Annotated in this window: 19 protein-coding genes; all 19 read right to left on the bottom strand. The window is 31.8% G+C overall.

The window, feature by feature from the left end; translation table 11 throughout:
- Positions 1 to 31 precede the first annotated feature (31 nt).
- The 19 genes from lptB to pta all read right to left on the bottom strand — a co-directional run bounded on the left by lptB (position 32) and on the right by pta (position 24,853).
- Entirely contained in the window at positions 32 to 757 is a 726-nt protein-coding gene (gene lptB / locus Q0V67_RS02890; RefSeq protein WP_297596873.1) for an LPS export ABC transporter ATP-binding protein, read from the bottom strand.
- Between the two features lie 9 nt (positions 758 to 766).
- The gene (gene lptC / locus Q0V67_RS02885; RefSeq protein ID WP_297596871.1) at positions 767 to 3,523 is read right to left on the bottom strand and encodes an LPS export ABC transporter periplasmic protein LptC; all 2,757 of its coding nucleotides are present in this window, start codon (positions 3,521 to 3,523) and stop codon (positions 767 to 769) included.
- A gap of 9 nt (positions 3,524 to 3,532) precedes the next feature.
- Positions 3,533 to 6,157 (bottom strand): DNA mismatch repair protein MutS, encoded by a 2,625-nt coding sequence (gene mutS, locus Q0V67_RS02880; protein ID WP_297596869.1) that lies wholly within the window; start codon positions 6,155 to 6,157, stop codon positions 3,533 to 3,535.
- 18 nt (positions 6,158 to 6,175) lie between these two features.
- Positions 6,176 to 7,111, bottom strand: coding sequence for a tRNA dihydrouridine synthase DusB (gene dusB / locus Q0V67_RS02875; RefSeq protein WP_297596867.1), 936 nt, complete (start codon positions 7,109 to 7,111; stop codon positions 6,176 to 6,178).
- 84 nt (positions 7,112 to 7,195) lie between these two features.
- On the bottom strand, positions 7,196 to 7,534 hold the full coding sequence (locus Q0V67_RS02870) for an ArsC/Spx/MgsR family protein (RefSeq protein ID WP_297596866.1): 339 nt from the start codon (positions 7,532 to 7,534) through the stop codon (positions 7,196 to 7,198).
- A gap of 75 nt (positions 7,535 to 7,609) precedes the next feature.
- Positions 7,610 to 8,620 (bottom strand): tRNA (adenosine(37)-N6)-threonylcarbamoyltransferase complex transferase subunit TsaD, encoded by a 1,011-nt coding sequence (gene tsaD / locus Q0V67_RS02865; RefSeq protein WP_297596865.1) that lies wholly within the window; start codon positions 8,618 to 8,620, stop codon positions 7,610 to 7,612.
- Between the two features lie 103 nt (positions 8,621 to 8,723).
- Positions 8,724 to 9,449, bottom strand: a complete 726-nt coding sequence (gene pflA, locus Q0V67_RS02860) for a pyruvate formate-lyase-activating protein (RefSeq protein WP_297596864.1) — start codon at positions 9,447 to 9,449, stop codon at positions 8,724 to 8,726.
- A gap of 22 nt (positions 9,450 to 9,471) precedes the next feature.
- Positions 9,472 to 11,712, bottom strand: a complete 2,241-nt coding sequence (gene pflB, locus Q0V67_RS02855) for a formate C-acetyltransferase (RefSeq protein WP_297596863.1) — start codon at positions 11,710 to 11,712, stop codon at positions 9,472 to 9,474.
- A gap of 172 nt (positions 11,713 to 11,884) precedes the next feature.
- Positions 11,885 to 12,622, bottom strand: coding sequence for a 1-acyl-sn-glycerol-3-phosphate acyltransferase (locus Q0V67_RS02850; RefSeq protein WP_297596862.1), 738 nt, complete (start codon positions 12,620 to 12,622; stop codon positions 11,885 to 11,887).
- Complete coding sequence (locus tag Q0V67_RS02845) at positions 12,616 to 13,158, bottom strand: RecX family transcriptional regulator (RefSeq protein ID WP_297596861.1); 543 nt, start codon at positions 13,156 to 13,158, stop codon at positions 12,616 to 12,618. The genes Q0V67_RS02850 and Q0V67_RS02845 overlap by 7 nt, the downstream gene beginning before the upstream one ends.
- On the bottom strand, positions 13,148 to 14,224 hold the full coding sequence (recA, locus tag Q0V67_RS02840) for a recombinase RecA (protein WP_297596859.1): 1,077 nt from the start codon (positions 14,222 to 14,224) through the stop codon (positions 13,148 to 13,150). The genes Q0V67_RS02845 and recA overlap by 11 nt, the downstream gene beginning before the upstream one ends.
- A gap of 4 nt (positions 14,225 to 14,228) precedes the next feature.
- Entirely contained in the window at positions 14,229 to 15,227 is a 999-nt protein-coding gene (locus Q0V67_RS02835) for a glycosyltransferase family 9 protein (protein ID WP_297596857.1), read from the bottom strand.
- A 1-nt stretch (position 15,228) separates the two neighbouring features.
- Complete coding sequence (locus Q0V67_RS02830; RefSeq protein WP_297596855.1) at positions 15,229 to 15,900, bottom strand: lipopolysaccharide core heptose(II) kinase RfaY; 672 nt, start codon at positions 15,898 to 15,900, stop codon at positions 15,229 to 15,231.
- A complete protein-coding gene (locus Q0V67_RS02825; RefSeq protein ID WP_297596853.1) occupies positions 15,900 to 16,913 on the bottom strand; it encodes a glycosyltransferase family 9 protein in 1,014 nt (337 codons plus the stop codon). Before Q0V67_RS02825 ends, Q0V67_RS02830 begins: the two co-directional genes overlap by 1 nt.
- Positions 16,914 to 17,945 carry a glycosyltransferase family 9 protein gene (locus Q0V67_RS02820; RefSeq protein ID WP_297596851.1) on the bottom strand — a complete coding sequence of 344 codons (1,032 nt, stop codon included), beginning with the start codon at positions 17,943 to 17,945 and terminating at the stop codon, positions 16,914 to 16,916.
- Positions 17,902 to 18,690, bottom strand: a complete 789-nt coding sequence (locus Q0V67_RS02815; RefSeq protein WP_297596849.1) for a glycosyltransferase family 2 protein — start codon at positions 18,688 to 18,690, stop codon at positions 17,902 to 17,904. Before Q0V67_RS02815 ends, Q0V67_RS02820 begins: the two co-directional genes overlap by 44 nt.
- A gap of 124 nt (positions 18,691 to 18,814) precedes the next feature.
- Positions 18,815 to 22,399: a pyruvate:ferredoxin (flavodoxin) oxidoreductase gene (gene nifJ / locus Q0V67_RS02810; RefSeq protein ID WP_297596847.1), complete on the bottom strand. Its 3,585-nt coding sequence runs from the start codon at positions 22,397 to 22,399 to the stop codon at positions 18,815 to 18,817.
- 170 nt (positions 22,400 to 22,569) lie between these two features.
- Entirely contained in the window at positions 22,570 to 23,775 is a 1,206-nt protein-coding gene (locus Q0V67_RS02805) for an acetate kinase (protein ID WP_297596845.1), read from the bottom strand.
- Positions 23,776 to 23,854: 79 nt separating this feature from the next.
- Entirely contained in the window at positions 23,855 to 24,853 is a 999-nt protein-coding gene (pta, locus tag Q0V67_RS02800; RefSeq protein WP_297596843.1) for a phosphate acetyltransferase, read from the bottom strand.
- Positions 24,854 to 24,941 lie beyond the last annotated feature (88 nt).

The following is a 24,941-nucleotide window of genomic DNA, read 5'->3' as shown; positions in this document are numbered from 1 at the left end:
TTATTTCCTCCACATATTTTTAAATTTTTATTTAATCTAATTTAAAGTTTTCACCTAAATAAACCTTTTTAGCCATTGGACTAGACGCTATCTCCTCGGGAGTTCCACTGATTAATACTTCTCCATTTGCCATAATATATGCTTTTTCTGTTATGGATAATGTTTCTCTTACCGAATGGTCTGTTATCAATATTCCCAAACCTCTTTGTTTAAGATACCTTATTATTTGTTGAATATCTTCCACTGCTATTGGGTCTACTCCAGCAAATGGTTCGTCCAATAAAATAAAATCAGGGTCATTAGCTATAGTTCTTGCTATCTCAACTCTTCTTCTCTCTCCACCAGAAAGTGAAAACCCCATAGATTTAGCAACATGAGTAAGTTTAAACTCTTCTAAAAGGTCCGTCATTTTCTTTTGTTGCTCCTCTTTTGAAAACCCTTTCATCTCAAGTATAGCCAATATATTGTCCTCTACCGATAAATTTCTAAATATTGATGGCTCTTGTGCCAAATATCCTATTCCCATATCTGCTCTTTTATACATAGGATAGTCTGTTATATCCACTTCATTTATAAATACTTGACCTTTTTCAGGTTTTACTATTCCTGTTATCATGTAAAATGTAGTCGTTTTTCCAGCCCCATTTGGTCCTAAAAGCCCAACAATCTCACCTTTTTTTACCTCTAAACTAACCTCTTTTACAACCTGTCTTTTTTTATAACTTTTACATAAGCCTTGAGCGACTATACTTCTCATAGTTTCTCCTTATTTTTTCAAAATTTTATTATATCCTGATTTCATTTGATCGGTACTTCCGGTACTTTTTTTCTCGTTATTTTTATAATCCACAAATACATTTCCTCTTGCTTTCACTTTGTTTGTCTTCGTGTTATAATCTACTTCATCTGCTGAAATAGTTGATTCTTTGTCATCTACAAAAACATTCCCTCTCAATTCGATAAGGTTCTCTTTATTTTTTACTCTTCCTTTTTGAGAAGTTGCAACCAGCGTCTTATCTTTCTCTTTTCTAACAATGTTAACTTTTCCAACCAGATCTATAACCTCTGTATTTAAATTTCCATTCATAATATCTGAAGTTACTGTTGTTACAACGCCATCTCTATCTTTTAAGATAGCTTTAGTATTATCTTTTCCATAAACCAATTTTTTTTGTGGTTGTATTTCTAAATAATCAGAATATAAAGTTGTTCCCTCTTTTGTAATAACTGCATTTTTCCTAATTTCTACTCTTTGAATTTCATTTTTTCCTTGAGTATTTTTTTTGAAGTATGCTCTTACAAAGTCGCCACTAAAAGTCACAGGAACTCCATCCTGATATATCTTTCCAGATACATTTCCAATAAAATCTAAATTCATATTGTTCATTGTACCTTCAACTACATCCCCTCTAAACTCCTCATTTTGTTTAGATTTTATGGTTACATCCTTAGCCTTTAAATAGCTTGTTTTCAAATTGACATTTCCACTCTTTCCAAAAATATCGTATTCACCATATTTTATAATAAATGATTTTGGAGATTTTGCTATTTCTGTATTTTGATTATATTCTAATTGATTTCCTTTTAAACTCATTTGCTCATCCACTATCTCTGCATTTTTTTCCAAAACAAAGTTACCTTCAGAAACAAAGTACTTTATTATATCACTTTTTAGATTATTCTTCATATCTTTTCCAGTAAAATTTTTACCTATAAATACTTTTTTATCCGTTTCATAAACCCCGTCATACATTTTCCCAGAAGAATTTTTTACTTTATCTTCAAATATAATCTCTCCTGGAATGTATATTTTTTGTTCCTGAATCTTATATTCCCCTGAATTTGCATTGGCAACTACATCTCCACTGGTTAAAATTAACTTATCCTTAAGTTTTACAAACTCATTTTCTTTAAAAATTCCACTTGTTGAAACAACCTTAGTTTTTCCTTCTTTATCTATTGCAACTATATCTTTTTCAATAGTTCCAATTCCAGTCTTTTGATTAAAATTTAAATTTGTTCCCTCAATTATATTTTTTTCACTGGTATATGTGAACTCTCCAAAAGATTTAAATATTTCACTAGTTAAATTGTATTCCGCTTTCAGCCCTTCAAATTTATCCTTTTGATTTTTTCTTTTCAAAATATATTTTTCATTTAGGTAAACATATCCTTTCTTCCCTAAATAATCTATTTTTTGACTTTCAAAAATATAATTTTCATCCTCAAAATAGGCATCTCCATCAACTAAGTAACTATCATCAGTTCTATCAAAGTCAACTCTTTTCCCCGAAGCAAACTGATTTTCTGTAATGTTTTTTACATTCCCATCAATAACGTAGCCTTTTCCGGTCTGTTTATTAAAGAAAAATTGTTGTCCTTTACTGTCATATTTATCTCCTTTATAGGTATAACCATCTTTTAGATAAAGCTCCCCTGTTTGAGTTAAGTATATCAAATTCTTTGTTAAAATTTGATTTGTCGGATTTGTGTATACAACATTTTTTTCACTTAACAGCTCCAATTCTTTCTTGTCGGTAGAATATATTGCTAAATCTGCTTTCAATTTTGCTCCATCTTTATCACTGCCAAGAACATCACCTTTTAAAACAAATTTTTTAGTAATTTTATTGTAAACTCCATCATTTCCTGAAAAAGTATATATCCCATTACTTCCCTTTATTTTACCATTAAACAGAATATTATCTCCGCCATCCGAAGTTATACTCTCCATATCTATTTTATATCCATCTGCTAGAATATATACATTCTTACTTATTTTAAAAGATTCCGTTTTATCATTTAAAACTAGATTATCACCATGCAATTTTATCCCATTATAATCTATCATAAACGAATTTGTTGTTGTCAAATAATTACTGCTTGTATCATATTTTAACCCTTTAAAAGTTCCACTCAATATTCCAACTTCAGTTCCTACTGTAGTTCCTGATAAAAAAGATTCTCCCTCTATATTTACAATCTTATCTTTATCGTTATACACAGCATTCGTAGCTGATAAACTCATATTTTTAGTTTTAAGTTTCACATCTCCTGATAAAATAACATTCTCCATTTTTGTGTCACTTTTAAAATTCTTTCCTGAAATCTCTATTCCTTCAGCTTTATTCTTTGCTATTACACCAACAGTTGATTGAACCTCTCCTTTAGATTTATTGTATTGAGCTTCTTCCGTTTCAAACTCCCATCCATTTAAAGATTTCCCTAAAATATTACTTTTTAACAGTAAGTTTTTCCCAGCATCCAAGATAGCATTATCTCCAGTTAAAACCATCCCTTCTAAAAGAGCTTTGGCTTTTTCAAAAGTTGTTTCATCCTTTTGTAGAAAATCTTTTTGTTTTTCTGCTTCTATGTGATATCCATCTGTTTCATATATTGCTCCGGTTGTCTCAACTATCTCCTCTTTTTTTTCTATCTTTTTTTCATCTGCAAAGTAATTGAAATAACCTAAAATTAACACTACCACTATCACAACTCTATAGACCAACTTTTTTTTATCCATATTGCCCTCCTAGTTTAAGATACGTTTTAATTCATTAAGCTTTAAAAAAGCATCTAAAGGTGTCATTTTATCAAGTTCCACCTCTTTTAATAATCTAATCGCTATTTTTTCCTCATTTTCTAACTCTTTTACTTCTTCTCTAGGTTCTGGTATATTTTTTTCTTGAACTTGTTCTTCAAAATTACCAAAAAGTATCAACTGCTCTTTTTTTACTTTTTTTTCAATTATCATTTTTCTATCTTCTAAAACTTTTAGCATCTCTCTTGCTCTATCCAATATTTCCTTTGGAAGACCTGCCAATCTTGCCACCTCAATTCCATAGGATTTATCTGCTCCACCTTTTACAATCTCCCTTAAAAAAGTTATTTCCTTCTCATCCTCTTTAACTTCTATTCTAAAATTAGCAGATTTTTTTAACTTTGATTCTAATTGAGTTAACTCATGGTAATGCGTCGCAAAAATTGTTTTAGCCTGAATATTATCATGAATATATTCTGTTATTGCAGTTGCTATTGAAATTCCATCAAATGTTGATGTTCCTCTTCCTATCTCATCTAGAATTATAAATGAGTTCTTAGTCGAACTGTTCACAATATTAGCCACTTCACTCATCTCTAACATAAATGTTGATTGCCCTGTCACCAAGTCATCACTAGCCCCAATTCTAGTAAATATTTTGTCAACTATCCCTATTCTAGCATATTCTGCTGGAACATAACAGCCCATATGAGCCATAATTAAAATCAACGCTATCTGTTTCATATAAGTTGACTTTCCAGACATGTTTGGTCCTGTTAAAATTATCAGATTTTTTTCATCACTTAAAACTACGCTATTTTTTATAAATTTCTCTCTTCCCACTAGTTGTTCTACAATTGGATGTCTTCCACCTATAATTTCCAATTCTCCTGTTTCAACAATTTCAGGTTTTATATAACCATTTTTTGTAGAAATATGTGCAAAATTTGATATCACATCTAAATATGCAAGCTTATATGCTAAATCGTGTAGCTCATTTTTATATTCTTTTATCTTCAGTGACAACTCTTTAAATAGATAATACTCTAAGCTCTCTATTTTATCTTTAGCATTTAAAACCTTTTCTTCGTACACTTTTAAATCATCCACTATATATCTTTCTGCGTTTGCTAAAGTTTGTTTTCTTATATAATCTTCTGGAACTAAATGGATATTAGCTTTTGTAATTTCTATGAAATAACCAAAAACTTTATTGTATTTGATTTTTAATCCCTTTATTCCAGTTCGCTCTCTCTCGCGATTTTCAATCTCTAAAATAGTATCCTTTCCATTTTTAGAGATATTTTGAAGTTCATCTAAATCTGAACTATAACCACTTCTAATGATTCCACCCTCTCGTACAGAAAATGGAGCATCATCTTTTATAGCCACTTCTATCAAATTGTATGCTTCAATAAGCCTATCTGTTGATATCTCAAAAATTGGATTTCCTTTTAGTATTTTATATATTTCTAATCCATTTAAAATAGATGTTTTTAACGCCACTAAATCTCTTCCATTTTCATTACCTAAAATTAATTTACCAATAATTCTTTCAATATCATAAATATCTTTTAATTTTTCTCTCAATTCCTCTCTCAAAAGAACATTCTCATAAAAAAAATCTATATTTTCTTGTCTTTCTAGAATCAATTCCTTCGATGTTATTGGATTTTTTAAGAAGTGCTTTAACAATCTACTTCCCATAGAACTTTTACATCCATCTAAAACCCACTGCAATGTCCCTAAAACACCACTTTCTCTACTTGTCGAAACTATATCGAGATTTCTTTGAGTGGTAAGATTCAGTTCCATCACATTTTCACTACCTGAATATATAAGTTTATCTACCGGTATTTCGTTTCCTTTTTGTAACTCCAATACATAATCCAAAACCATTGCAGAAGAATCAATTGCCGCATCTTTACCATTTAAATTAAAACTCTCTAAAGATATCACTTTAAAATATTTTTTTAAATATTCATCACTTTTTTTTACTTTCAATGCTGAATTTATATTTATTCTATTCGATTGAGCAAATTGTTTTAGCTCCCCTTCCAATAAAATATATGAGTTTTCATCAACTATTATCTCTCTCGGTGAAATTTTATTTATCTCTCCCAAAATTTTATAAACATAATCCTCTGTTCTTTTACTTTCAGTCGCCACAAACTCTCCAGTTGTTATATCTATATACGAAATACCAATTATATCCTTTTTTAAAACAATTCCCATCAAGTAATTATTACTTTTTTCATCTAAATATTCTGTATCTATTATAGTTCCAGGAGTTACAACTCTCACTACTTCTCTTTTTACAATTCCTTTTGCCACTTTAGGATCTTCTACCTGCTCACAAATAGCAACTTTATATCCCTTAGCAACAAGTTTACCTATATATGCAGAAGACGAATGATAAGGTATTCCCGCTAAAGGAACTTCTATATCTTTTTCCTTATTTCTACTTGTCAATGTTAATCCTAATTCTTTAGATGCAATTACTGCATCCTCAAAAAACATCTCATAAAAATCGCCAAGTCTAAAAAATAATATACTCTCTTTATTTTGTTTTTTTATTTCTTTATATTGTGCCATTAACGGCGTATCTCCTGCCAAAAAATCACTTCTCCTCAACTATAAATTCTCTTTTGCTCTCTCTAGTAATTTTACTAATTCATCATAACTATCAATCAAATTGATTGCACTTTTTAAAGCTGCTCCATTTCTCATACCTTTTAAATACCAACATAAATGTTTACGAAGTTCAAAAAGAAAAACTTTATTAGGATTATCTAACTTTGCTTGAAGTGTATGTTTTATAGCCATATTAAGTCTATCTTCAGACGTCACCTCTGTTTTAACTTCACCTAACTCAAACTTCTCTCTTATTTGTTGAACTAGCCATGGATTACCACAAATCCCTCTAGCCAGCATTATTCCATCTACACCTGAATACTTCACTTTTTCATAGGCATCTTCAGCGGTAAATATATCTCCGTTTCCTATAACCTCTATATCAATACTCTCTTTTACTTCTTTGATTAGCTCCCAGTCCGCTTTCCCACTATACATCTGTTCTCTTGTTCTTCCGTGTATTGTTATATGCTTACAGCCTGATTCCTGAGCTATTTTCCCCACCAACTTATGCTGCTTCAGACCTTTATAACCCACTCTTGTTTTTAAAGAAAGGTCTACATCATCAGCTATATTTTCTCGTATTTCACATAAAATTCTTTTTATATGATCTGGCTCTTCTAAAAGAGCAGCTCCGTAGCCGTTTCTTATTATTTTATTTACAGGACACCCTGCATTTACATCTATATGTTTAACTCCTAATTTTTCTGTTATGTACTTTGCACTGTGAACCATTTTATCTATATCTTTACCAAATATTTGAACAGCTTCACCATCTCTAATTCTCAATATCTGATTTAAAGTTTTTTCATTTTCCATCTCTAAAGCATTTATACTAACCATTTCTGTAAACATTAAATCTGGTTTATATTCATCTAGAAGTCCTCTAAATGTATAGTCTGTAACTCCTGCTAAAGGAGCGATATATATCTTCATTTTACCTCCACTATATATATTACTATCTAAAAATTTTACCATATTTTCAATAGTTTTTCAATGTAAAATAGCTGGCATAACCAGCTACTTTACTTCCCACTCTTTCCAAATTATAGGCTGATTTCCTAAAGTTACTTTATTTTTAAATCTTACAATAGGTGTCCTATAAAGTGCAGGGTATTCAACCAATATCTCTTTTACATCATAAACCATATAGTTTAGATTTCTTTTTTTATATTCATTTCCATCTTTATCTAATAAATCTTCCAAATCGAATTTATTTGTTATAATTTTTAATTCGCCCTCTGAAATTTCCTTTTCTAAAATATTTATAAATTGAGTTTTTATTCCACGCTCTTTAAAAAATCTTTGAGCTTTTTTTGTATCATTACAACTCTTCTTCCCAAATATTTGGACTATCATAAATACACCTCATCACTCGTTATTGCTTAAATTATACCATAAAATTTAAAATACCCCAAAATTTTGGGGTATTTTTTAATCTTTTGTTATATCCAGTGTTGCCTTTCCATTCAGTGTTAAATCAGCAAATATTTGCCCTTTACCATATTTCAATTTATAGTATGCAGCTTCTGCAATCATAGCCGCATTATCCGTACAATAAGACATTGAAGGAAACGCTACTTTAACATTTATCTGCTTTGCTCTTTCTGTAAGTTCGCTTCTCAGTAACGAATTAGCCGCAACTCCACCAGCAATAACTATCTGTTTTACACCCTTATCTTGAACAGCTTTCAAAGTTTTTTTACAAAGAATATCTACAACCTTACTTTGAAATGATGCTGATAAATCTTCTGGCTTAAATTCCTCGCCCTTCATTCTGGCTTTATTCACAGCATTTATTATTGATGTTTTTATACCTGAAAAACTAAAGTCATATCCGTCAACCTTTGGTTCTGGTATTTTCAGTGCATCTTTATTCCCTTTATAATACAACTTATCTACAACTGGCCCACCTGGATATCCAATTCCCATAACTCTAGCTACTTTATCATAACTTTCGCCAACTGCATCATCTAAAGTGGCTCCCAAATTTATAAAATTATGTTCTTCATCTATGTATACAATATTTGTATGTCCTCCAGACACAACTAATGCTATACAAGGTAGCTCTACATCTTGCTCTATAAAATTTCCATAGATATGTGCCTTTATATGATGGACTGGAATAAGTGGAATATCATGACCATATGCTAATCCTTTTGCAAAAGATATCCCAACTAATAAAGCACCTATAAGACCAGGAGCATAAGTAACTGCTATATAATCAACATCTTCCATTGTTATTTTAGCCTCTTCTAGACTCTCTTCTAAAATTGTGGCTATATTTTTTATATGATGTCTTGATGCTATTTCAGGAACTACTCCTCCATACTCTTTATGAATATCTATTTGTGAAGAGATATTATTTGACAAGACCTCTTTTCCATCCTTTAAAACAGCGATTGACGTTTCATCACAAGATGTTTCTATCCCCAATATAATCATAGACACTCTCCTTTTTTATTTAGATTATATCATATTTTTTACATAAAAAATATAAAAAAACTACCTTAAAACCATTACGATTCCAAGGTAGTTATAACTCTATTTACTTAACCGACAGTCCTCTACTCTTAAAAATATTTCTTGCATTTTCAAGTCTATCTGCTGAAAGTTGAGGTACACCTTTCAATGGGTATTCCATCTCCATTTTTTGCCATTTATACTCTCCAAGAGAATGATATGGTAAAATTTCAACCTTTTCTAAATTATCAAATTGTTTTAAATAATCTGCTAATTTTTCTAACAACTCATCATTATCAGTGATTCCTGGAACAACAACATGTCTTACCCACATTGGTTTCCCTATCTCTTTTAAATATTCTGCAAATTTAAGAGTTGGAGCTAATTCAACACCAGTTAATTCTTTATATTGATCAGGATCTATTGATTTTATATCTAACAAAACAAGATCTGTATACGCTAAAGTTTCTTTGACTTTATCATTAAATAAATACCCCGACGTATCTATTGCTGTATGTATTCCCTCATTTTTACAAAGCTTCAATAGTTCCTTCACATATTCAGGTTGAGTTAACGGATCACCACCGGTTACCGTCACTCCACCTTTTTTTATAAAGTTTTTATATTTACAGATTTCTAAGAATGTTTTTTCAGGAGTCTCAACAAATTTTGCATCCTCTTTTTTCCAAGTATCACAATTATGACAATATTTACATCTTAGAGGACATCCTTGAGTGAATACCACATATCTTATACCTGGTCCATCAACAGTTCCAAAACTTTCATGTGAGTGTATAAATCCTTTTATCATTTCTTAGCACATCCTTTTTTAATTACATATTTCCGTTTATTGTTCTAGAGATAACATCTAACTGTTGCTCTTTAGTTAATCTTACGAAGTTAACTGCGTATCCAGATACTCTTATTGTTAATTGAGGATATTTCTCTGGGTTAGCCATAGCGTCCTCTAATAAAGCCTTATCAAATACGTTTACGTTTAAATGTTGTCCTCCATCCATTGTGAAGTATCCATCCATTAATCCTACTAAGTTCTCTACTCTGTCTTCTCTAGTTTTTCCTAAAGCTCCTGGAGTTATAGCAAATGTATAAGATATTCCATCTTCTGCATGGTGGAACGGTAATTTAGCTACTGATGCAAGTGCTGCTACAGCTCCTCTTGTATCTCTTCCGTTCATTGGGTTAGCCCCTGGTGAGAATGGAGTTCCTGCTGGTCTTCCACAAGGAGTTGTTCCAGTTTTCTTTCCATAAACAACGTTTGAAGTTATTGTTAATATAGATTGAGTTGCTTTTGAGTTTCTGTAAGTCTCATGAGTTCTAATGTAGTTCATGAATTTTTCCATAATCTCTATAGCTAATTTATCTGTGTTATCATCATTGTTTCCGAATGCAACATATTGACCTTCTCTTATGAAGTCAACAGCAATTCCTCTTTCATCTCTTATAACTTTTACTCTAGCATCTCTGATAGCTGCTAATGAATCTGCAACTATAGATAATCCTGCGATTCCTGATGCTTGAGTTCTTAGAACATCTACATCATGAAGTGACATTTCAAATGCCTCGTAAGAATATTTATCATGCATATAGTGGATAACTTTAAGAGCGTTAATATATACTCCTGCTAACCATTTTAGCATTAAGTCATATTTCTCCATTACTTCATCAAAATCTAAATACTCAGAAGTGATTCCTTCAAATTTAGGAGCAACTTGTACTCCAGATTTTTCATCTCTTCCTCCGTTGATTGTATAAAGTAAAGCTTTTGGTAAGTTTACTCTAGCACCAAAGAATTGCATTTGCTTTCCTATTTTCATTGGAGATACGCAACAAGCGATTCCATAATCGTCACCTAAATCAGGTCTCATTAAATCATCATTTTCATATTGGATTGCTGATGTATCAATCGATACTTTTGCACAGAAGTTTTTCCAATCTGCTGGTGATTTTTGTGACCATAGTACAGTTAAATTTGGCTCTGGAGCTGGTCCTAGGTTATAAAGAGTATTTAAGTATCTGAACGCTGTTCTTGTTACAAGAGTTCTTCCATCTACTCCTTCTCCTCCTAAAGCTTCAGTAACCCATGTAGGATCTCCTGAGAATAACTCATTATACTCTGGAGTTCTTAAGAATCTGATTATTCTTAATTTTATGATAAATTGGTCGATTAAATCTTGAGCTTCAGTCTCAGTGATTAACCCTTTTGCTAAGTCTCTTTCAATAAAGATATCTAAGAATGTAGCAGTTCTTCCAACTGACATTGCTGCTCCATCTTGATCTTTTGTAGCTGCTAAGTAAGCGAAGTATACCCATTGTACAGCTTCTTTAGCATTTTTTGCTGGTTTAGTAATATCGAATCCATAAGAAGCACACATTTTTACAAATGATTTTAAAGCACTTATATGCTCAGTGATCTCTTCTCTTTTTCTGATTATTTCTTCTGTTAACTCTGGACATTCAGCTTTTTTTAATTCGAATTTTCTTTCTTCGATTAATCTGTCTACTCCGTATAGAGCTACTCTTCTATAATCTCCTATTATTCTTCCTCTTCCGTAAGCATCTGGTAATCCTGTTACAATTCCTGATCTTCTTACAGCTTTCATATCATCAGTATAAGCTGAGAATACTCCTTCGTTGTGAGTTTTTCTATATCTACTAAAAATCTCTGTTGTTATTGGATCAATTTCGTATCCGTAAGCAGTTAGAGAGTTTTGTACCATTCTTAATCCACCTTTTGGGTAGATTCCTCTTTTTAATGGAGCATCAGTTTGAAGTCCTACTATTGACTCATTCTCTTTCGAAATGTATCCAGGTCCATAAGTATCGATTGACTGTGGGTATCTTGTCTCTGCATCATATACACCTTTTTCTATTTCAACTTTAAACATTTCTGTTAATTTTGACCAAACAGCTTGTGTATTTTCAGTAGCTCCCACTAAGAACTCTTCGTTACCTGTGTATGGTGTGTAGTTGTTTTGAATGAAATCTCTAACGTTGATCTCTTTCTGCCATAAGCTTCCTTTGAATTCTGACCAGTAAGATTGTAAGTTTTCCATCTTTTCTCCTCCTGCTTGGATTATACATCACATATATTCCAATTATATTTTTAGTATAAGCTCTGTTAAGCTCACCTTAATTTTCAAGGAGATTATAACACAAATAATAACTAGTGTCAAACTTTTCCCGAGTTTTTGACGATTAATTTTATACTAATTTTGTGGTTATTATTTAATTGTTTTTACAACCTTTCTCTGCAACTATCACTTCTCGAACATATTCATTTAAACTTTTATCTCTATCTATGTTCATTTTTTTCATATCTATCGGTTTTCCTACAGTTAAGGTAACTTTTTTATTTGGATTTATTTTTATACTATTTCTATTTTGGACAAAAAATGTTCCTTCAATTGTTAGTGGAAGAATTATTCCCTTAGTTTCAGTTGCTAACTTAAAGCTTCCTTTTTTGAAACTCCCCACTTCTCCAGTTCCACTTCTTTCTCCTTCAGGAAAAATAACTGTTGGATATCCTTGTTTAACTATATCCACGGCTTTTCTAATACTTTTTATTCCTTCTCTAGGATTTGATCTATCCAAAAATATACATTTGCTCATTTTCATCCACATTGAATAAAACATCCAATTTTCCATCTCTTTTTTAGCCACAAACCCCACAGGAATATCCAATGCTGACACTATGATAGGTATATCTAAGTTGCTCTCGTGATTAGAAACTATGACAACGCCATCTTCTAATTTTATTTTTCTATATGCTTTTTCATCTAAATATCTCACTTCTAAGTTGATACTTGCTGATTTTACTATTTTTTCAGAGAGTCCTCTTAATAACCTTCTCGCTTCTAAAGCCGCTTTTTCATCTGACATCTTCTTCACACCTCTAGCTTTAAAAAGAGTTATGTAAATAAAACTAAATAGTGCTGTTAAAGAAACTTTGATTAGTGTTAACATTCTTCCTCCTGTTTTTCTGCAAGTATTTTTTTTATGTCACTGTAGGAAAATCCTTTCCTCATAAGTGATGCTATTTTTTTCTGATCATCCCTACTTCCTAATTTCTCCCAAGCTTTTTTGAGTTCTAAAAGTTCATCTTCACTTTCATAACTACCTAAAGCTTCCTCTATATCTGCACTACTTACCCCTTTTACTTTCAAATCATATTCTATTTTTTTTCGTCCACCTTTTTTATTTTTCACGTAATTTTTAGCGAACTCCAAGTCATTTAAATATCCCTTTACTTCTAAAATTAAAATAACTTTTTGTACTGGAATTTTTTCCCAATATTTTTGTAACAGTTTAGTATATATCTCTTTTTTTGTATAATCCCTTTTAGCTAAATAAAAATATGAAGTAGAGAGAGCAGCTAACTCTAATACTTTTAAGTATTCATCTTGAGATAGCTCCTCTCTCCTTTTTAAGTCATATTCATTTATTATTTCGTTGCTAAGTCCTATATTCAGACCGTTTTCAAAGAGATATTTATTCTTCAATACCCTCTTCAGTCTCAATTTCAGCCTCATCTCCTTCATTAACATTTAAAACAATTGATTTTTTCTCTAAAAGTTGGTTAACTTTTTGTTCGATTGCTTCTAGTAACTCTGGCTCATTTTCAAGTCTTAATTTAACATTTTCTTTTCCTTGACCAAGTCTTATGTCTCCAAAACTAAACCAAGCTCCTGATTTAGCAACAATATCATTGTCTAAAGCCATATCCATAATCTCTCCAACTCTTGAAATTCCCTTACCATACATTATTTGGAATTTTGCTTCTTTAAATGGGGGTGCAACTTTATTTTTAGTTACTTTTACAACAGTTTCGTTTCCTATCATATCTTCACCTTGCTTTACACTTCCAATTCTTTTCACTTCTAATCTAACAGATGAATAGAATTTCAAGGCTTTTCCCCCTGTTGTTGTTGTTTGAGGACCAAAACTAAATCCACCTATTTTATCTCTAACTTGATTTATAAATATCATTGTTGTTTTTGATTTATTAATTGATGCTGTTAATTTTCTTAAAGCTTTTGACATAAGTCTAGCCTGAAGTCCCATTTGTTGGTCAGACATCTCTCCATCTATCTCTGCTTTTGGTACAAGAGCAGCTACCGAATCCACAACAATTACATCTATAGCTCCAGATCTAACTAACATATCCGCTATTTCTAATGCTTGCTCTCCAAAATCTGGTTGTGATATTAACAATTCATCCACGTCAACACCTAAAGCTTTTGCATAAACAGGATCCAATGCATGCTCCGCATCTATGAAAGCTGCTACTCCACCTAGTTTTTGTGCTTCTGCAACAATATGTAAGGCTATTGTTGTTTTTCCAGAACTTTCAGCACCATATACTTCTAAAATTCTTCCTCTTGGAACTCCACCTATTCCTAGTGCTATGTCTAAGTTTATACTTCCAGTTGGAATAATTTCAATATTCATTCCTTGATTTTCTCCAAGCTTCATAATTGAGCCATCTCCAAAATCTTTTCTTATCTGTTTTAATGCTGTTTCTAACGCTTTTGATTTATCCGTTGTTTCAGATACTTTTTTAGCCATTTTATTACCTCCCGTTTTTTTCTATAATCCCCATCACTCTTTCAGCAGTAAGATTTTTCATACAATTGAAATGTTTCTGTGGGCACTCTTTATCTCCATGCAAGCTACAAGGAGAACATTTTTCTTCAGTATAGATCAATATATTGTCCTTATCATATTCAAACATTCCTGGACTTGTAGGTCCAAAAATTACAAATGTTGGGCATTTTACACCTCTAGCTATATGAAATGGTCCCGAGTCATTCGTCACTAAAAATTTTGCCTCTGATAGCAGAGCACCACTTTCTTTTAGACTGAGCTTTCCTGCCAAATTTATTGCTAAATCTCCACTCAACTCTCTTATCTTTTCACACATTTCATTTTCAGAAGCTGAACCAATTATAATTGGCTTTTCCCCATATTTATTATAAAGGAGTTTTGCCAATTGTGCAAATCCTTCCTGTGTCCATTTTTTTGTCTCTTTAGAAGCTCCCGGAGCAATCATAGGTACATCTTTAAAGTTTATTCCTAATTTTTTTACTTTGTTTAAATTTTGCTCTGTAAAAGAAAAAGTTAAATCTTCCCCTTTATATTCTATTCCTAAAACTTTAAATGCTCCGAAATAATTTTTTACTATTGTATTATCAACTTGATACTTAATCGCTTTAGTTTTTACTAAAATTGTTTTTAATAGACCTCTTTTTTTATAGGTATATATTTTTCCACCAATTGAACTACTTATTATTTTTGATCTCACCTTTGAATGCAAATCAAAAATATAATCATAATTATTTTTTTTCAACTCTTTTCCAAATGCCAGCATATTTTTCAGACCATCATTTTTCTTTTTATTAAAAATAATCAAGTTATCTATATATGGACACCCTAAAATAGAATCTTTAAAACTATCCATAACTAAAAAATCTATTATTATATCTGGGTATTTATTTTTTAACTCTTTAAGTATGGGAGTTGTCAGTATAACGTCTCCTATTGAGCTAAGTCTTATAACTAAAATTCTCAATTTATTTGTCCTTTCTTCGTAATTTTTTCTTAATTTTACCTAACCAATGAAGGTACGAATTTAAACTTTTTGCCAATTTGTAGCTCCAATCAGTTTTATCGTACACATCTATCATTTTATGACAACTCTCTTCTAAATATATAAACTCATATTTTTCTCCTAGTTTTAGATAGATATTTTTCGATAATTTAACATCTATCAAATAGACTTCCAAATTTTTCACCATAAAATTTGAAAGCTGTGAATCTCCATGAAGATAACCTTTTTTATGAATTTTATTTAACTCTTCTACAACTAATTCTAAATCCAATAAATTCGCTGTTTCACCTTCCAAATATTCCATTACTAAAAACGAATCCACAATCACTCCACATTTTTTATGTTCCCAATAAATAAGTGGGCTGGGTCCTTTAAATCCCAATTTAGATATTTTTATATAATTCTTGTATTCTCGTGCACTTTCACTTCCTCTAAAAATAGATAGTATTCGTTGCCAAACTCTTTCATTTTTTTCAATTGGAATTTTATATACTAGCTTTTTTGAATCTATCTCTATTAAAAGCACTTTGCTTCTTTCATCATCTTTTAATGTCTTTAATAATTTAAAAGAATTACTTTTTATCCTCTCATATATCACTTTATTTTTTTGTTCTTGGCAATATAGTTTTTCCACTACTCCCCCTTTACGCAGTTTATAATTTGTTTATAAACCTCTTCCGGAGTTATACTCAACATACATTTGAAGTGACCTTTCGGACATTTATCCCCACCGTGAATTGCACAAGGTCTGCATTCCAACTCTTTGTTTTCTAAAACTTCACTATTTAACCCCCATGGATAAAATCCGAAAGACTCTACAGTTGGACCAAATATTGCAATTATATGTATCTCTTTGAAAGCGGATGCTATATGAATAGGAGACGAATCATTAGTCACTACAACCTTTGACTTTTTCAATACTTCTGCCAATTCTAAAAGAGTTGTTTTACCCCTTAAATCTATAATTTCAGAAGCTTTTTCTATGTTTAAAAGCATCTCTTCTCTCCCACCAACAACAACTATCTTCTTTTTATCTCTCAACAACAAATTAATAGTTTTATTAAAGTACTCCAAGGGCCATTTTTTAGTAAACCATTTGCTTCCTGGAGCTATCACTATTACATCTTCTCCCACTAAATTATTGTCATTCCAAATTTTATCTATTTTATCTTTATCTTTTTGGCTTGGATATAACTCTATCGGATATCTTTCTTTTGAATCTTCCGGAACCTCTCCCATAAACGAAAGTAATCGTTCCACCTCATGTTTTAATTTATCATACTTAATTTTTTTAGTAAAAAAATTTGCCCCACTTGCTATGTCATATCCAATCCTTTTGGGAGATCTTGTTAACCAAGATAGAAAAGAACTTCTCAAATATCTATGTGGAGTTAAAACTAAATTAAAATTTTCGTATCTAAGTCTTCTTCCTAAAGCTAATATTCCTTTTATTCCCGAATGTTCGCCTCTTTTATCATATTCAATAATCTCTGTAATATTTGGATTATTCCTCAATAAACTTGCCCCTACAGGAGTTGTCACATACGTTATTTTCGCTTTTGGATATACCTCTTTTACTCTTTTAAGAAGAGGTGTTGATAGGGCTATATCCCCTATAAAAGCTGTGTGTATTATCAAAACCTTCATTTATCTCTCCAATCTCTTAACTATTTCATCCACTATTTCTTCCTCTATTTTTTCATCGTAATTATCAAAATTCTTATGTTTATAATTCTCTTTTTTCTTGCTATCTTTATCTGGAATTATATAGGTTACATCTTCATCATTAAAAACTCCCCATCTTATAGGGCTTTGTGTTGGCTTATTTGGATATAATGCAACTATACTCTTTTGAAGAGATGCAGCTATATGTGTAGGACCTGTTGATCCACCAAAATAAACTTTCGCCTTATCTATAATTGCTCCTATATTTAAGAGTTCTCCTCCATTAGCATATAGATGAACTCTTTCTTCTTCTGCTTCTTTCAATAGATTTAGTCCCCTTTCCTCATCAGAAATATGAGCTGTAATTATTATATCTACGTCTTTCACTATTTTTTTTACCTTTTTTAATATTTCTGCATACTGTAAATCTGTTATATTTTTTGCTGATCCACCCATAAAAGGATTCACTACTAATACTTTACTTCCAATATTGTTATCTTTAAAGTATTTATCTGCAGCATCTATGTTTGATTTATCTAAAAATATCTCTGTATTAACTTCAAAAACTTCTTCAAATCTTTTTTTATCTAATTTTTTTATCAAGTCTAAATTATATTCCGCTTCATGTTTTATAGATTTTGATCTTTTTTGAAAAACACCCTTATTGAATGTAAAAAAAGATTTTAATTTTGATAGTGGTCCTATTTTTATTTTTGCTTTACTTGCTTTAGCTAACTGCATCACAAACTTATCCACATATAAAGCTATAAAAACATCTGCTTTAAAATAACTAATCTTCTCTAAAAGTTCTTTTTGTCTATAGTCATCTATTTGAACTACCCTACTTATGTATGGTAGATTTTTTACAATATTGTAATTATAACTTCTCACAAGCAAAATTATCTCTGATTCTGGAAACATTTTTTTTACCATAAAAAAACTGGGGATTGAAAGAATTAAATCTCCTATTTTATCGGTTCTTGAAATTATTATTCTTTTGAATGTATGATCCATTCTTATACATCTCCCTCAATTTAAAATATTTTATCATAGAGTACATTGAACTTGTCGAAGCTATTACAAATCCCTCTATTCCATCTAAAAATCCCAATCTAACTACATACATTTTTAAAAATTTATAAAAAGGATTCAACGTTATATCAAAAATAGAGATTTTTTTTCCTTTTTTATAATAATCCTTTGCTCCCTCAGTTGTATATCTATTAAATCTTGTAAAATAATCTTCCATAGTTAAATAACTATGATGAAAAATATCTTCTTTTATCTTAAAAATTTCTTTTTGTGTTTCAAAAGCTTCATGTACAGTATTATCATTAAATCTTCCAGCTTCTTTTTTAAAAAGTCTTATCGCATAAGAAGTTCCCCAACCCCCATGTTTCAACTCTTTTCCAAAACACACAGAGAGTCTATTTATTTTAAAAACTTCTCTTTTCTCTTCTGAATTTATAACTATTTCTCTTATTTTTTCACCTAAATCTTTTGAAATTTCTTCATCTGCATCTATATTTAAAATCCATTCTCCTTGACATCTATCAATAGCTGAATTTCTTTGAGGCCCATACCCTTTCCAAGATTCTACAAAAAATTTTGCTCCAAACTCTTTTGCTATCTCTTCTGTTTTATCTGTAGATCCACTGTCTACAATAACTATTTCATCTACTAGCCCTTTAACAGATTCTAAAGTTTTTCTCAATATTTTTTCCTCATTAAAGGTTATCATAGCAACGGATATCTTCATTTTCCCACCCTTTCTTTTTGTTTTTTCTACTTTTAATTATACCAAATTATATACATTTTTACAAAAAAGTTTTTAATATAAAAAGAGATAAGGTATTTCTACCTTATCTCCCTATTTCAAAGAATTACTTAGCTTCTGATGTGAAGTCTAGTGATGCAAGTCTTTGGTATTGTCTCCATCTTCTTTGAGATTCATTTTCATTCTTCTCGAATAATACTTTTGATTGCTCTGGGTGAGATTTAGCAAGTGTTGCATATCTAACTTCTCCCATTAAGTAATCATTATATTTATCCCAGTTAGGTTCTTTACAATCTATTTGAAGAGGATTTTTTCCTTCATTCTCTAATAAAGGATTATATCTAAATATTGGCCAGTATCCACACTCAGTAGCTAACTTCATTTCAAGTTGACTGTTCCCCATTCCTCTCTTAAGACCATGACTGATACATGGTGCATAAGCGATTATTAATGATGGACCTGGATACGCCTCAGCTTCTGCTATTGCCTTTAAGTATTGAGCTTGGTTTGCTCCCATTGAAACTTGTGCAACATAGATGTGCCCATAAGACATAGCTATTGCAGCAAGATCTTTCTTCTTATTAGGTTTTCCAGCAGCAGCAAACTTAGCTACAGCTCCAGTTTGAGTTGATTTAGATGCTTGTCCTCCAGTGTTAGAGTAGATTTCAGTATCCATAACTAATACGTTTACGTCATCTGATGAAGCTAGAACGTGGTCTAATCCTCCATAACCGATGTCATAAGCCCATCCGTCTCCTCCGAATATCCATTGAGATTTCTTAACTAAATATTGCTTTAACTCAAGAATTTCAGTTGCAATTTCACAGTCACAAGCCGATAAAGCTGCAACTAATCTATCTCTGATCTCTTTTGTTTTAGTTCCATTTGCTCTATTCTCAATCCATTCAGCAAACATTCCAGCTACTTCTGGAGTTGCTTTATCCATATTTACTTCCATTATTGTTTGAATTCTATCTCTCATAGCTTCAACCGCTATTGCCATTCCGTATCCAAACTCTGCATTGTCCTCAAATAATGAGTTAGCCCAAGATGGTCCTTCTCCACATGCATTTGTTGTGTATGGAGTTGAAGGAGCTGATCCTCCGTATATTGATGAACATCCTGTAGCGTTAGCTATCATCATTCTATCTCCAAATAATTGAGTTATTGCTTTGATGTAAGGAGTTTCTCCACATCCACCACAAGCTCCATGGAATTCAAATAATGGTTGTGCAAATTGAGATCCTTTTACTGATGTTTTTGGCATAAGATCATCTTTATATGTAACTTTGTTGAATAAGTAGTCAGCATTTTCTTGCTCTCCTTTTTCAACCTCTTGCCCGATTGGTACCATTACTAATGCTTTCTCTTTAGCTGGACATACATTTGCACATAGTCCACATCCTGTACAATCTAAAGGAGAAATTTGAATTTTATACTCTAAACCTTCCAATCCTTTTCCAATTGGAGTTTTAGTTAATAATTCATTTGGTGCTGCCGCTTTTTCCTCAGCTGTCATTAAGAATGGTCTTATAACTGCATGTGGACAAACGTATGAACACTGATTACATTGAATACAGTTTTCAACTTTCCACTCTGGAACGTTTACTGCAACTCCTCTTTTTTCAAAAGCAGTTGTTCCGTTTTCAAATGTTCCATCTTCATATCCTAAGAATGTTGATACTGGTAAATCCTCACCTTTTAAAGCGTTTATTGGTTTAGCAATTTTCTCAACAAATTTCTCTAACTTTGACTTTGAAGATCCACAGTCGCATCCTGTACAAGAACATGCTCCTTTAGCCTCTTCTGCCTCTTTAGTTTCTAGATTAGCCCAAGCTGGATCTACATCTATTTTAACTAATTCTCCCGCTCCTTTATCAATAGCTTCGTAGTTCATTTTTACGATAGCGTCACCTTTTTTAGAGTATGATTTTTCAGCATACTGCTTCATATAAGTTTGAGCTTCTTCAAATGGAATTACGTCAGCTAGTTTAAAGAATGCTGATTGCATTATTGTATTAGTTCTTCCTCCTAATCCAATTTCTGTAGCTAGTTTGTTAGCGTCAATGATGTAGAAGTTTGCATTTTTCTCTGCTAATGCTTTCTTATATGAGTTTGGTAAGTGAGCTAAAACCTCTTCTTTAGTCCAAACACAGTTTAATAAGAATGTTCCACCTTGCTTTAATCCACCTATCATATCGTATTGAGTTACGTATGCAGGTACAGAACATGCTACAAAGTTAGGTGCTGAAACTAAGTAAGTTGATTTTATTGGATTTTTACCAAATCTTAGGTGTGATCTTGTTGATCCTCCTGATTTTTTAGAATCATATGCAAAGTATCCTTGAGCATATAAATCAGTTTTATCTCCAATAATTTTGATAGAGTTTTTGTTAGCTCCAACTGTTCCATCTGATCCCAGACCGAAGAATAAACATTCTCTTACTCCTTCAGCAGCTGTATCTATATGTGGTCCTACTTCTAACGATTTGAATGTAACATCGTCAACGATTCCTACAACAAATCCGTTTTTAGGTTCTGCTTGGTTTAAATTATCAAACACAGCTTTCATTTGTGCTGGTGTTGTATCTTTAGAAGATAATCCATATCTTCCACCAACGATTATTGGAGCGTTTTCCATTCCATAGAATAGTCCTCTGATATCCATATATAATGGCTCTCCTAATGATCCTGGTTCTTTTGTTCTATCTAATACAGCAATTTTCTTAACTGTTTTAGGGTATACATTAAAGAAGTACTCAGGTGCGAATGGTCTATATAGGTGAACGTTGATAATTCCAACTTTTTCCCCTTTTGCTACTAAATAATCAACTGTTTCAATCAATGTTTCACAAACTGATCCCATAGCAATTATAATATTCTCAGCATCTGGTGCTCCATAATAATTAAATGGCTTGTAGTCTCTTCCAGTTACTTTAGAAATTTCTTCCATATAATTAGCTACAATAGCAGGTACTGCATCGTAGTATTTATTTTGAACTTCTCTAGTTTGGAAATATATATCATCGTTTTGAGCTGTTCCTTTTGTTACTGGGTGCTCAGGATTAAGTGCTCTTTCTCTAAAAGCTTTTATAGCGTCCATATCAACTAAGTTTTTGAACACTTCAAAATCTATCACTTCAACTTTTTGAATCTCATGTGAAGTTCTAAATCCATCAAATATATTCATGAATGGAACTCTAGATTTGATAGCTGCTAAATGAGCTACTCCAGATAGATCCATTATTTCTTGAACTGAACTTTCAAACAACATTGCAAATCCTGTTTGCTTTGCTGCATAAACATCTTGATGATCTCCAAAGATTGATAAAGCTTGTGCAGCAAGAGCTCTTGCTGATACATGAATAACTGATGGTAACAGTTCTCCAGCTATTTTATACATATTTGGAACTTTTAATAATAATCCTTGTGAAGCTGTATATGTTGTAGTTAAAGCTCCTGCTTGTAAAGATCCGTGAACTGTTCCTGCAGCTCCCGCTTCTGATTGCATCTCAACAACTTTTACTGGAACTCCAAACATGTTTTTCATTCCTCTTGCTGCCCACTCGTCTGTATATTCAGCCATTGGCGATGATGGTGTAATAGGATAGATTCCTGCCACTTCTGTAAACGCATATGATGCATATGCTGCAGCTTGGTTTCCGTCCATTGTTTGCATTTTTTTAGCCATTTGAATTGTCCTCCCTAATTTTTAATTAACTTTGTCGTTACCTCTATTGTACGGATAAAGATAAATTTTGTCAATTAAACTTCTGATTTTTTAAAAAAAATTTTAAACTAATTCAACCAAATATAATTTACTACTGACTAATATGTTAATTTTTAAAACACTTTACGATATTACTTTGTTTCATTTACAATTTCGAAAGTATCTCTAGCTATTACTAACTCTTCATTTGTAGGTATTTTGAATACTTTTACTTTTGAAGTTTCTTTTGTTAATAAAACATTTCCTTTTTGTCTTTTAGAGTTTGCTTCTTTATCTAATTCAACACCTAAGAACTCTAAACCTTTCAATACATCTCCTCTAGCTTTTCCAGAGTTTTCTCCAATTCCACCAGTGAAACAAATAGCGTCTACTCCACCCATTTGAGCTGCATAGTTTCCTACGTATCCTCTAATTTTATAAGCAAACATCTCTTCTGCTAATATTGCTCTTTCATTTCCAGCTGCAGCTGCTAATTCCATATCTCTGCAATCTGAAGATTCTCCAAATACTCCTAAGATTCCAGATTGTTTATTCATTCTGTCATCCATTTCTTTATCTGATAAACCTCTTTTGTTTTTTATGAATAAAACTGCTGCTGGATCGATATCTCCACATCTAGTTCCCATCATAATTCCTTGTAATGGAGTTAATCCCATTGTTGTATCAATACATTTTCCATCTTTAATAGCAGCGATTGATCCACCGTTTCCTAAATGACAAACGATTATTTTAGAAGACTCAGGGTTTCCTAATAATTCTTTTGCTATTCCTGAAACAAATTTATGAGATGTTCCGTGGAATCCATATTTTCTAACTTTTAACTCTGTATAATCTTCATATGGTAATGCATACATGTAAGCTTCTTTTGGCATAGTTTGGTGGAATGATGTATCAAACACACCTACGTTTGGCTTTCCTGGCATTAACTCTTGCATTGTTTTAATTCCTAAAATGTTTGCAGGGTTATGTAGTGGTGCTAACTCTGAACACTCTTCCATAGCTGCCATAACTTCTGAAGTTACTAAAACTGATGAAGCGAATTTCTCTCCACCATGAACAACTCTATGTCCAATAGCATCTATTTCTTCTACAGATTTTATCACTCCGTACTCTGGACTAGTGATTGCTTTTATTACTAAATTTAATGCCTCTTTATGAGTTGGCATATCTTCATTTATTTTGATTTCAAAATCATTTGCTGGAGTTTCATATTCCATTTTTGATCCTTCAATTCCTATTCTTTCACAAAGCCCTATTGCAAAAACGTCTCCTGATTCAGGATTTAGTAATTGGTACTTTAGAGATGAACTACCACAGTTAATAACTAAAACTTTCATTAATTTACCACCTTAATTTTTTATTTTTTTATTTTTTATCAGTGAGAAGATTTTGGCTTCTCACCGCTTTATAACTTAATTATTTTCCAGCTTGTGCTGATGTTATAGCTGTTAAATCAACTATATCTTTAACTGAACATCCTCTTGATAAATCGTTAATTGGAGCTGCCAATCCTTGAATTAACGGACCATAAGCTTCAGCATCTGCCAATCTTTGAACTAATTTATATCCGATGTTTCCTGCTGCTAGATTAGGGAATATCAATACGTTTGCTTTTCCTGCAACTGTTGAGTTCGGTGCTTTTTTAGCTCCTACTGCAGCTACTAGTGCAGCATCTGCTTGTAACTCTTCTTCAAATGCAAATTCTGCATTTCTTTCTCTTAAGATTTCTCCAGCTCTTTTTACAACATCAACTGATTCATGTCTAGCTGATCCTTTTGTTGAGAATGACATCAATGCAACTTTTGGCTCTAATCCTGCAACTGTGGCAGCTGTAACAGCAGCTTCAGAAGCGATATCTGCTAATTGCTCAGATGTTGGCTCAGGAATTACTGCACAGTCTCCAAATACTAAGATTTCTCCATAAGTTTCTACATTATGCTTTAACTCCATTAAGAATACAGAAGATACTGTTTTTAATCCTGGTTTAGTTCCAACAACTTGTAATCCTGCTCTTAAAACGTTTGCTGTAGGTGAGTCTGATCCTGAAACCATTCCTGCTACATCTCCCATTTTTACCATCATTGCACCAAAGAAATTAACATCTGTTGTCAATACCTTTTCTGCCTCTTCAGGTGTCATACCTTTTTTAGCTCTTAACTCACATAGTTTTGCAACATAAGAAGCTAATTTTTCAGATGTTTTTGGATCAATAACCTCAACACCTTCTAAAGATACCCCTAACTCTTCCGCAAATTTATTTATCATCTCTACATTTCCAATCAATACTGGAACTGCTAATTTTTCTGCTACTACCCCTGCGGCTGCTTTGATTACTCTCTCATCAGTTGCCTCAGGAAGAACTATTTTGTTACCTAAAGTTTTTGCTTTTTCTTTAATTTGAACTATGATACTCACTCTATATCCTCCTTGATTTTCATTAAAATTTTTACGCTATATTTTAACCCATACTGTAATAGTACTTCTAATTTTCAAATATATATTA

Source organism: uncultured Cetobacterium sp. (genome assembly GCF_947072685.1).
Classification (GTDB): Bacteria; Fusobacteriota; Fusobacteriia; order Fusobacteriales; family Fusobacteriaceae; genus Cetobacterium_A.
Note: the sequence above shows the minus strand (reverse complement) of the source record. Positions and strands in the feature narration are given on the sequence as shown.